Origin of the sequence: Planktotalea frisia (assembly GCF_001890925.1) — a bacterium.
Lineage (GTDB): Bacteria > Pseudomonadota > Alphaproteobacteria > Rhodobacterales > Rhodobacteraceae > Planktotalea > Planktotalea frisia.
In genome coordinates this window covers 23,830-33,183 of record NZ_MLCB01000146.1, presented here as the reverse complement: position 1 = coordinate 33,183, position 9,354 = coordinate 23,830, and the positions used below count along the sequence as shown (strand labels likewise).

13 protein-coding genes and 1 tRNA gene are annotated in these 9,354 nt (G+C 50.8%); 7 read left to right on the top strand and 7 right to left on the bottom strand.

All coding sequences use genetic code 11. The features are described from left to right. The first annotated feature begins 252 nt into the window (after positions 1-252). Positions 253-453: a DUF6538 domain-containing protein gene (locus tag PFRI_RS21965; protein WP_425439469.1), complete on the top strand. Its 201-nt coding sequence runs from the start codon at positions 253-255 to the stop codon at positions 451-453. Here the strand turns inward: PFRI_RS21965 and PFRI_RS12345 are convergent. Then, positions 427-888: a winged helix-turn-helix transcriptional regulator gene (locus PFRI_RS12345; RefSeq protein ID WP_072631014.1), complete on the bottom strand. Its 462-nt coding sequence runs from the start codon at positions 886-888 to the stop codon at positions 427-429. The two genes, PFRI_RS21965 and PFRI_RS12345, sit on opposite strands and share 27 nt — an antisense overlap. 167 nt (positions 889-1,055) lie before the next feature. Between PFRI_RS12345 and PFRI_RS12340 the strand changes: the two genes are divergently transcribed. The 3 genes from PFRI_RS12340 (at position 1,056) to PFRI_RS12330 (ending at position 2,110) form a co-directional block, all read left to right on the top strand. Beyond that, the gene (locus PFRI_RS12340) at positions 1,056-1,343 is read left to right on the top strand and encodes a nickel-binding protein (RefSeq protein WP_072631013.1); all 288 of its coding nucleotides are present in this window, start codon (positions 1,056-1,058) and stop codon (positions 1,341-1,343) included. Between the two features lie 87 nt (positions 1,344-1,430). Next, complete coding sequence (locus tag PFRI_RS12335; protein ID WP_072631012.1) at positions 1,431-1,778, top strand: cupin domain-containing protein; 348 nt, start codon at positions 1,431-1,433, stop codon at positions 1,776-1,778. A gap of 47 nt (positions 1,779-1,825) precedes the next feature. Continuing rightward, positions 1,826-2,110 carry a hypothetical protein gene (locus PFRI_RS12330; RefSeq protein ID WP_245812362.1) on the top strand — a complete coding sequence of 95 codons (285 nt, stop codon included), beginning with the start codon at positions 1,826-1,828 and terminating at the stop codon, positions 2,108-2,110. Between the two features lie 87 nt (positions 2,111-2,197). On the opposite strand, the gene PFRI_RS12325 is transcribed toward PFRI_RS12330, so the two are convergent. The 3 genes from PFRI_RS12325 to PFRI_RS12315 all read right to left on the bottom strand — a co-directional run bounded on the left by PFRI_RS12325 (position 2,198) and on the right by PFRI_RS12315 (position 5,235). Beyond that, positions 2,198-3,376 (bottom strand): DUF6538 domain-containing protein, encoded by a 1,179-nt coding sequence (locus tag PFRI_RS12325; RefSeq protein ID WP_072631010.1) that lies wholly within the window; start codon positions 3,374-3,376, stop codon positions 2,198-2,200. 61 nt (positions 3,377-3,437) lie between these two features. Further along, positions 3,438-3,513, bottom strand: a tRNA-Thr gene (locus PFRI_RS12320). Between the two features lie 69 nt (positions 3,514-3,582). After that, the gene (locus PFRI_RS12315) at positions 3,583-5,235 is read right to left on the bottom strand and encodes an ABC transporter permease (protein WP_072631009.1); all 1,653 of its coding nucleotides are present in this window, start codon (positions 5,233-5,235) and stop codon (positions 3,583-3,585) included. Between the two features lie 88 nt (positions 5,236-5,323). Between PFRI_RS12315 and PFRI_RS12310 the strand changes: the two genes are divergently transcribed. Next, entirely contained in the window at positions 5,324-6,205 is an 882-nt protein-coding gene (locus PFRI_RS12310) for a type 2 periplasmic-binding domain-containing protein (RefSeq protein WP_072631008.1), read from the top strand. Positions 6,206-6,222: 17 nt separating this feature from the next. Here the strand turns inward: PFRI_RS12310 and PFRI_RS12305 are convergent, their stop codons facing one another. Further along, complete coding sequence (locus tag PFRI_RS12305) at positions 6,223-6,486, bottom strand: DUF2312 domain-containing protein (RefSeq protein WP_072631007.1); 264 nt, start codon at positions 6,484-6,486, stop codon at positions 6,223-6,225. 143 nt (positions 6,487-6,629) lie between these two features. Between PFRI_RS12305 and PFRI_RS12300 the strand changes: the two genes are divergently transcribed. Then, entirely contained in the window at positions 6,630-6,845 is a 216-nt protein-coding gene (locus PFRI_RS12300; protein ID WP_084649680.1) for a hypothetical protein, read from the top strand. 39 nt (positions 6,846-6,884) lie between these two features. Then, positions 6,885-7,565: a M48 family metalloprotease gene (locus tag PFRI_RS12295; RefSeq protein ID WP_072631005.1), complete on the top strand. Its 681-nt coding sequence runs from the start codon at positions 6,885-6,887 to the stop codon at positions 7,563-7,565. 28 nt (positions 7,566-7,593) lie between these two features. Here PFRI_RS12295 and PFRI_RS12290 read toward each other — a convergent pair whose 3' ends face one another. Next, positions 7,594-8,139: an RSP_2648 family PIN domain-containing protein gene (locus PFRI_RS12290; RefSeq protein WP_072631004.1), complete on the bottom strand. Its 546-nt coding sequence runs from the start codon at positions 8,137-8,139 to the stop codon at positions 7,594-7,596. Further along, positions 8,136-9,332, bottom strand: a complete 1,197-nt coding sequence (locus PFRI_RS12285) for an RSP_2647 family RNA methyltransferase (RefSeq protein WP_072631003.1) — start codon at positions 9,330-9,332, stop codon at positions 8,136-8,138. The genes PFRI_RS12290 and PFRI_RS12285 overlap by 4 nt, the downstream gene beginning before the upstream one ends. Positions 9,333-9,354: the final 22 nt, after the last annotated feature.

Here is a 9,354-nt window from a genome sequence, read left to right as displayed (position 1 = left end):
TTCGTGAATCATGACGACAAACCAGCATCAAGGCAATTAATGGGTCCTGAGCCTAAGCTTGGATCGTAGACCAAACCGTAGACCAATTTACGCCTGTTGCAGGAACCAGAATGAGACAGTAGCCTTGTTTTATGAGGTTAATGCTTGGCCTTGGTGCCTACTGGCGGAGCCATCCCCGTGTGGGGGCACCATTAAATCACCCAAAGCATTGTAATACCTCACTAATTAGACTTAGTAAGTGAGCCGTAGACCATGCTGGCAACCAAATCTAATAGCTATACGTTCCAAAAGGACGGTATTTGGTATTTCTCCCGTAGAGTTCCTGCTGATTTACGGCGGCATTATCGTACGGGCAGGATTGCTTATTCTTTGAGGACTAAATCCATTAGGGATGCTCGTGTTAGGGCGATGAGTGATGCTGCTAAGTTAGACAGGCATATCGCTAGGATCTAAGTGCAACGTTCGTAAGCGATCCGTTAATTCTTTTGAATATTGAGATTGGGGACGTTCCATACCCGATGGCAGTGCGATTGGCTCCTTAGAGCCCGACGCATGTGTCAGCGCCCAAGCCGACATATCTAATAAAATTGGTACAAGATCTATTGCAGCTGAGCTTAAACAATAAATCTTTCGTTGTGCATGTGCAGGATCATCCTTGAATGATAACAATCCAATGTCAGTCAACCGCTTCAAACGGCCAGCTAGTACGCCAGTAGAAATTCTTTCATTATTATTTGCTAAAATTGACCGAAAGGTTCGTTGATTGCATATGGCAATGTCTCGCAGAACGATTACTGACCAATGGTCAGCTATCACCTCGGCGCATGTTGAAATTGGACAATAGTTTTGTGCTTTTGAAGTAATATTCAATCTAATAGTTTGGTTCATTTTCTGCCCTCCAAATGATCACCAAGTGTCAAAGTTGATAAAATACCACCAAACCATACGAAATTCAAGAGCGGTTTAAGGTTAATGATAGTTATATCTTTGATGTGTGTTTCACTTTCCAAGCTGGTTAAATCTCTGGCTTAACAATCTCGATAAAGGGGACAGTCATGAAAAAGTTTCTAATTAGACGTGAAATGGAAGGCGCAGGGAGCATTCCGAAACATGAATTGAACAATGCAGGTAAAGGTTCGGAAGAAGTTCTGGAGGCGATGCGCTCAGAGGGGAAGAACATCATGCAGGAGCAAAGCTATGTCGTTGGCGATGCTATTTTTTGCATTTACAATTCGGATAGTGAAGATCTCATTAAAGAGCACTCCGAAAGATCGGGTGCTCCTGCCAGTGAGATATCTGAAATTGCTACTGTGATAAAGCACAACACTTCTGTTGTCAGCTAAATCTAAAACTCACCTAATGAATAACACTAACGCTGGGATCGAGACTGCTCCAACAGGATCAAAATGCCCCCGAAAAGGAAACTTATAATGCCAATTGAAGTTAAAAGTTTTGCATCGCACGCAGATGAAGCCAAGGATATGCCAAACGCACGTATGGAAGCGGTAAACGTTCTAGGTCAGCGGGTGATGAAGCTGACGCTGGCACCAGATTGGAAATGGTCCACTGACATCAAGCCAATTGTCGGCACGCCAAGCTGTCAAGCTACGCATACCGGAATCATAGTCGAAGGAACTATTCATTGCGTTTGTGATGACGGTTCAGAAGCCACATATTCTGCTGGTGATGCATATGCGATTTCGCCAAATCATGATGCTTGGTGTGTAGGTGGAAAGCGTGCAGTTGTCTACGAATTCGCTGGAATGTGGGGGGAATAGAGATGTCATTATACCAGAAACTGACGAAAGTTATGAATGATCGAAATGTGGACGATTATGCAAAGCTTCTTCACGAAGATGCCGAGATCATTTTTCACAAATCCGGTAATCAGTTCACTAAAACTGAATGGGTGTCGATGGCCGCCGGTATGATGACTAACCCAAAATTCGTAAACGATGCATCTCGTTGTGTTTATGAGAACGATGAAATTTTAGTTTCACATGATTTCATGTCTTACCCCGACGATACAAAAGAAGCCGTGATGCTGGTTTGCATGATTAAAGACGGGAAAATAATTCGAATGGAAACGGGCGCAACACCGCTTGCTTGACGAGTTATATTAGCAACCGACAGAACAAGATTTTAGAATCTTTGTATCTTAAAATCAAAGGTGGGGCCTATGTATATTGGCCTCACTTTATGTTGCCCGATTTGGAGCCTCAACGATCGAAACTAGCCATCTCGTTAGCGTTCCATGATTATGCCCCAATCCATAAGAAGCACCCACGCCCTGCGTTAGCCAGCCACCAATCTGATCAATCACATCACTGGGACATTCAACTGCCCTGAGCCTGTCTCGCATTGAATGCCTGAAGCCATGAATGGTGTACGCTGGCCCAATCTTTATCTTCAGCCACTTATTCAAGGCAGCACTAGCTGAGTTGGCATTGGTTCTTTCACCATCATTGTAGTTAGGGAATGCAAACTTACTGTTAGCAGGCTGTGCTAGTATACGTTCTGCTGCCCACTTAGCTGAACCTACTAGAGGTATCACCCTTTCACTGCTTGAAGTCTTCAGGGATCGCCAAGGATGAGGCCTGATGTTCACGCAGAGGAGACCATCTTTCTCGATGAAGTCAGACCGTAGCAGCCCCGCACCCTCTGCTAAACGCATCCCTGTGTCAGCTATGAGGGCTATCAGCCATCGCTTCTCATCATCAGCCCTATAGCACTCTGCCTGAACCTTCTTGATGTCTTCAGGCTTAACGGGCAGCCGCTTCTTAACCCTAATACTATGATCGAAATAGACGTTTGAGAAAGGGTTGACGATTGCTAGCCCAAACTCACTCAGGGCTAAGTTTATAACGGCTCTAACTGTCCCAAAGATCCTTGCCACAGAAGCCCCGTTCAGGCCTTTGGCGAATAGATAATCACGGAACTTGGTAGCATCAGACCGAACATAATCGTGGAGGTCTTTCATCCCACAGCAATCAATCAGATAGCCACAAGATCGCCTCACAGCAGCCTCAAAGGTTGGCGGGCGGTCATTGCCCTTCAGGCGCAGATAAACCGCCACAGCAGCCTTAAACGAATGATCATCGCTAGAAGCCTCAGCTGCTGGCTCCTGAACAGCATCAGCGAGTAAGTGCTTTCCGGGTAAATCATCCGAAGAGATACGCAGGATGTGCCAATGCCTGTCTAACTTAGCAGCATCACTCATCGCCCTAACACGAGCATCCCTAATGGATTTAGTCCTCAAAGAATAAGCAATCCTGCCCGTACGATAATGCCGCCGTAAATCAGCAGGAACTCTACGGGAGAAATACCAAATACCGTCCTTTTGGAAGGTATAGCTATTAGATTTGGTTGCCAGCATGGTCTACGGCTCACTTACTAAGTCTAATTAGTGAGGTATTACAATGCTTTACGGTTGGTAGTGGTGCCCCCACACGGACTCGAACCGCGGACCTATTGATTACAAATCAATTGCTCTACCAGCTGAGCTATAGGGGCACTGCGGATGCGAATACAAAGAGACACTCGCGCTCGCAAGAGGGTTTTTCACAAAAATGCAAAAAACTTTTAACGACTGGATCGCGCAAGCAACGCAACTGCGCAAAGTCCGACAAAAATAACTAAAATTGCAGCAGGTGCTGCATCGCCAAGGTTCTCAAGGCTCGCTTGATCATGCACGCGTGTGGCCAATGTGTCATAGTTGAACGGACGCAACAGCAAGGTCGCAGGCAACTCTTTCACGCAATCCACGAACACCAGCAACAAAGACGACAATACAGACGCGCGGATGAGCGGCAAATAGACGGCTCCGAGCACTTGCCCTTTGGTACGCCCCAGCGAGCGGGCGGCCATGGGTAAGCTGGGCGAGACACGCCCCATCGCAGCATCCGCCGCCCCTTGAGCGATCGCAAAGAAACGCACACAATAGGCTAGGATCAATGCGAAGGACGATCCTGTCAGCATCAGGCCAAAGTCTCGGCCAGTCAGCGCCTCTAATCCATCCGCGAGTGCATGATCAAGCATCGCAAGCGGGATAAGAATACCAACAGCCAAAACAGCGCCAGGCGCGGCATAGCCGATGCTCGTCACAGGCATCAACAAACGCGGCAGCGCACGATCAGACAGGCGCACGCCGTAGACCATAAACAAACCAAGACTCACGGTCACAAGCGCCGCAATCCCTGCGACCGTCAATGTGTTGAGCAAAGCACTCAGCAACGCAGGGTCATGCCATCGATCCGCATTATCGAGCGCATGGTTCAAGATCACACTGGCAGGCAACACAAAGCCAATCGCGAAAGGCACAGTACATGCCAAAAAGGCCACAACAGAGCGCCACCCCACAAGGACAGTCTTGTGCATACCGCGGTGGCTACGCCCCAAAGAAAAGAAACGGCTGCGACGGCGGGACAGCTTTTCAAGCGTCACCAAGAGCACAACGAGCAAAAGAACTGTGCTCGCGATTTGCGCGGCACCGCCTGCGTTGTTGCTTTCAAGCCAAACGCTAAAAATGCCGGTGGTTAAGGTTTGGACAGAGAAATAATCCACTGTGCCGAAATCATTGACCGTTTCCATCATCACGATCGCAGTTCCCGCAGCAATCGCGGGGCGCGCCATTGGCAGACCGATGCGGAAAAAGCGGGCAAAGGCCCCTGCCCCGAGCGAACGCGCGACTTCCTCACCGCTGCTGGATTGCTCCCGAAATGCTGCGCGCGCGATCAAGTAAACATAGGGAAACAAGGACGCGCTCAACACCAAGATCGCAGCACCGACCGAGCGGATCTCTGGGAACCAATAGTCTCGCGAGTTGCGCCAGCCAAACATCTCGCGCAGTCCAGTTTGCACGGGTCCTGCATATTCAAGGAAATCGACCAAAGCATAGGCACCCACATAGGCCGGGATAGCCAGCGGCAACAGCAACAGCCACTCAAGCCAGCGCGCGCCAAAAAACTGATAGCGCACGATCATCCATGCTGTGCCCGTTCCGACAATCGCAGCAATACCTCCAACGCTCACCATCAAAACCAACGTGTTCTTGAGATAGCGCGGCAATGTCGTTGAAATCAGATGCGGCCAAATGTTTTCACTTGGGAAAAAAGCAATCCAAATGACCGACAAAATGGGCAAGACAACGATCAACGCAATCAACAACGCGCCAATCGACCAAAAGCTTGGGAACGACGCGCGTTTGGGGGCGGCTGGGATATCAATTGTGCTCATGGCGCGACTTGTGCCGGAAATCGGTTTAACTGTCCAGAAAAGCGCTTATCGTGCGACATCAAAGCAGTTCAGCGAATAGCAGGCACTGATGCAGGTCATACTCCACGCGGGCGCGCATTGTACGGACGACGGCAAACTTCTTAAATCGCTTTTCAAAAATAGAGAAGCGTTTCAAAAACGTGGCATCGCGTTGCCTAAACCGCGCCACTACCGTCAATTGCTCAGTGCCACGGTTAAAGCGCTTTCAAAGCGCGCGGCAGGACCGGATTCGCGCATGGCTTTCCTAGATGCTATTTTGGACATGGACGCAACTGATGTGGACCGCGTCATTATGCACAGTGAAAACTTCTTTTGCGTGCCAAAACTTGGCTTTCACAAAGGTCGCATTTATCCGCAAGCCGGATCGCGTCTGGGGTACATGACTCATCTGTTTGCCGAGGATGAGGTTGAGCTGTTTCTAAGTATTCGCAACCCGGCGACCCATTTGCCTGCAATGTATGCATCAACACCCCATACGCAATTTGTCGAGTTTCTCGATGGTGCAGACCCGCGTGACATCTATTGGTCCGATCTGATCACATCGATCCGCCAAGAGGCCCCAAATGTGCCAATCACGGTTTGGAGCAATGAAGATACGCCATTGATTTGGAGCGAGTTGATGCGCGAGATCGCAGGGCTCGCCGCGAACGAACATATTCTGGGTGGGCACGATCTGCTTGCAGAGATCATGAGCGCCGAAGGGATGAGCCGCTTTCAGAGCTATCGCGAGAGCCATCCCGACATGACAGAGGTCCAAACGCGTCGCGTGATCACCGCATTTCTCGATAAGTTTGCGATTGATGACATGGTCGAGGAAGAAGTGGACCTACCCGGTTGGACAGAGCCACTGGTAGATCAACTCACCGAGCAATACGAAGAAGATATCTTCGAGATTAGCCGCATTCCGGGCGTGACATATCTCAGCCCCTGAAACGTTAGGATACGGGCTTAGCCCTGCATCCCCAGCGCTTCTTTATACATTTCAAGCACGGCTTCTTCTTCGGCAATGTCATCTGGCTCACGCTTGCGCAACGCTATGACCTTGCGAATGACTTTTGTGTCGTATCCACGACCTTTCGCCTCTGCCATCACTTCTTTTTGCTGCTCCGCGATGTCTTTCTTTTCCTGATCAAGGCGTTCAAGACGTTCGATAAATTGGCGCAATTCGTCTGCGGTCACACGGTAGCTGGAATCGCTGGTTACATCTGACATGGGACACTCCGCTTATAGGCTGATTTATATTTTGAAAGATTTGAACTGTCCCTAGCGCCCTGCCCCCGAGGCCGCAAGGGCTTGCGAGCATTGCGCGCGCAGGTTAGGCGATGGGCGAAAACAAAAGCGTAAAGGAAAAAGCGATGGATGGCTTGATTTGGTCTGGTGCGGCTGTGTCACTTTTGGGATTGCTTGGCTTGGTCATGAGTATCATTCGCGTCCAACGCGCACGCAAAGCAGGCCTGAGCGATGACGAGCTGCGTTTGGCTGTGCAAAAGGTCTTGCCGCTGAACCTCGGATCTCTGTTTTTGTCAGTCATCGGCTTGATGATGGTGATTGTTGGTATTTTCCTTGGTTAAATTCTTGCCTGAGGGCCTGTGCAAACCCATATCAAACCTATGTTGAAATTTGCCCCCATTCTTTTGGCCGTCATCTACGGCCTTGCGATGTATCGCTTCTCTGTTTGGCGCACGAGCCGCGAGCTCGACCAGCTCTCAAGTGAGTTGGCTGACCCAAAGCTGCAACCGATCATGAATGCGCTTGCCAAGGCGCTTGATCTGCCACGCGTTCGAGTGAACATCTACGAAATTGAACCGGTCAATGGTCTCGCAGCCCCCGATGGACGGATTTTCATCACGCGCGGGTTTTATAAGAAATTCCTAGACGGCGAAGTTTCCGGTGAAGAACTGGCATCTGTCATCGCGCACGAACTAGGACATGTGGCTCTTGGACATTCACGTCGCCGGATGATCGATTTTTCTGGGCAAAACGCTTTGCGCACTGCGCTTGCCATGGTGATAGGGCGCTTTGTTCCCGGCGTTGGTCCGTGGATTGCAAATACGCTGACGTCTTTGCTGGCGGCCCGTTTGTCGCGCAGTGATGAATATGAAGCAGATGCTTATGCGGCCGCGCTTTTGACAAAAGCGGGCGTGGGCGTGGCACCGCAAATCTCGCTGTTTCGCAAACTGGATGCGTTGACACAAAGCCAAGCAGGTCGCGCACCCGCGTGGTTGCTGAGCCACCCTAAAACTGATGATCGCATCGCAGCGCTTGAGAAACTAGAAGCGCGTTGGACTTGAGCGCGCGATTTTTCTAGAAAAATCGACCTCACGCCGCAGACAAAGCTTTGCCCAAACGTGGCAGGCGCGCTTTTTTCATCAAGCTCTTCATGCTCCACGTTTTATTTGAAAAAGCATTCGCTTTTTCCAGAACACTCTGCGCAACAGGCCCAATCTTTTCAGGCGAAGCCTGCCAAACTCCCAATAGAAACGCATCTGGGTTTACCCGAGAAAGGCCTTCTTCAGCTAGAATGTCGCTTGGGAAATCTTTGTTGTTCAGCGTCACAATACCATCCGCACCCACGATCACGGCGGCAGCCAGCACATGAATGTCAGACGGATCAGGCAACCAAAACCGTGCTTCTTGATCTGCGTTGTAGCGTACGACAGCTTTGGGAAATGCGGCGTTCAAAAACACCGCTTCCCCCAAAACTTCTTGCGCAGCGCCCTCACCATGTTTGAGCGATGCGCGGCGCCATTCTTCCAAGATACGCTCAGACCAGAACGGTTCAAACGCACCGGCTTTTGCGGCTCCAATCAACATCTCGCGCATGACCGTGGGGTACAAAACGCATGTGTCGAGCAACAGCTTCACAAACGGTAAAACAACGCTTTGAGGTATCCGCTTTCGGCCAATTGCGGCATGAGCGGATGATCCGGTCCTGCAAATCCAGTGTGAATGAGCGATCCTGCGCGTTCTGCGCGACCTATGCCGCGCGTGCACGCAAACCGGAACTTCCCGAGGTCCGCCGCATGCGAGCAAGAACACAGCACCAAATACCCGCCTTCTTTCACCAAAGGAGCGGCCATTTTTGCCAAGCGCTCGTAGGCGCGCAAGCCAACCTCGAGCTTGGCTTTACCAGGCGCAAACGCAGGCGGATCACAGATCACAACATCAAATTGCGCGCCCTCTTGGCCAAGCGCTTCGAGCACATCAAATGCATCCCCTTTGCGCGTCGCAAACCGATCAGAAAACCCGGCCTCTGCCGCGCCCTGCTCAGCCAAAGCAAGTGCAGGCGCAGATCCGTCAACGCACAGCGCTGATGTGGCGCCGCCCGCAAGCGCCGCCAATCCAAAACCACCCACGTGAGAGAAAACATCCAAGACGTCAGCACCTTCGCTCAAACGCGCGGCAAACGCGTGATTGGGTCGTTGATCGTAAAACAAGCCAGTCTTTTGCCCGCCTGTCAGATCAGCCGCATAAGACGCGCCATTCATCGACACCATGATCGGCGCATCGGGAGCATCGCCCAAAAGAACCGTATTCTTATCATCCAGCCCTTCCAAAGAACGCGTGCGACCGGCAGCATTTTTCAGGATGGTGGAAACGCCGGTCACTTGTTGCAAAGCCGCACTCAGCGGTTCGAGCAAAAGCTCGAGCCAAGCAGCGTTTGGTTGCACCACAAGCGCGTCGCCAAAGCGATCTACGACAAGTCCCGGCAGGCCATCGGCCTCTGCGTGGATTAAGCGATAGTTGGGCTGATCAAAAAGACGCGTACGCAATTCCAAAGCGCGTGTGATCTTGCGCTCAAACCAAGCTTGATCAATCTCAACGCTTACATCGCGTTCGATCATCCGTGCGGTGATGCGCGACAAAGGATTGGCCGCGACCAAGCCCATGGGGCGACGCTCTGCATCTTCGAGCACTGCAATCGTACCGGGTACAAGGCTCTTAGAGCGGCGATCAAGCACAAGTTCATTATCATAAACCCAAGGTGCACCGTGGCGAATAGCGCGGGCGTTGGCTTTGGGTTTAAGGCGAAGGACGGGAAAAGGAGACGCTATCATAGCGCCCCCTTACCTATTTGAT

What these genes read in the sequence shown, in the direction of transcription:
- PFRI_RS12315 (WP_072631009.1), bottom strand. Translation starts at nt 5,235, where the DNA reads ATGAGCACAATTGATATCCCAGCCGCCCCCAAACGCGCGTCGTTCCCA.
- PFRI_RS12340 (WP_072631013.1), top strand. Translation starts at nt 1,056, where the DNA reads ATGAAAAAGTTTCTAATTAGACGTGAAATGGAAGGCGCAGGGAGCATT.
- PFRI_RS12335 (WP_072631012.1), top strand. Translation starts at nt 1,431, where the DNA reads ATGCCAATTGAAGTTAAAAGTTTTGCATCGCACGCAGATGAAGCCAAG.
- PFRI_RS12345 (WP_072631014.1), bottom strand. Translation starts at nt 888, where the DNA reads ATGAACCAAACTATTAGATTGAATATTACTTCAAAAGCACAAAACTAT.
- PFRI_RS21965 (WP_425439469.1), top strand. Translation starts at nt 253, where the DNA reads ATGCTGGCAACCAAATCTAATAGCTATACGTTCCAAAAGGACGGTATT.
- PFRI_RS12305 (WP_072631007.1), bottom strand. Translation starts at nt 6,486, where the DNA reads ATGTCAGATGTAACCAGCGATTCCAGCTACCGTGTGACCGCAGACGAA.
- PFRI_RS12310 (WP_072631008.1), top strand. Translation starts at nt 5,324, where the DNA reads ATGCAGGTCATACTCCACGCGGGCGCGCATTGTACGGACGACGGCAAA.
- PFRI_RS12325 (WP_072631010.1), bottom strand. Translation starts at nt 3,376, where the DNA reads ATGCTGGCAACCAAATCTAATAGCTATACCTTCCAAAAGGACGGTATT.
- PFRI_RS12295 (WP_072631005.1), top strand. Translation starts at nt 6,885, where the DNA reads ATGTTGAAATTTGCCCCCATTCTTTTGGCCGTCATCTACGGCCTTGCG.
- PFRI_RS12285 (WP_072631003.1), bottom strand. Translation starts at nt 9,332, where the DNA reads ATGATAGCGTCTCCTTTTCCCGTCCTTCGCCTTAAACCCAAAGCCAAC.
- PFRI_RS12300 (WP_084649680.1), top strand. Translation starts at nt 6,630, where the DNA reads ATGGATGGCTTGATTTGGTCTGGTGCGGCTGTGTCACTTTTGGGATTG.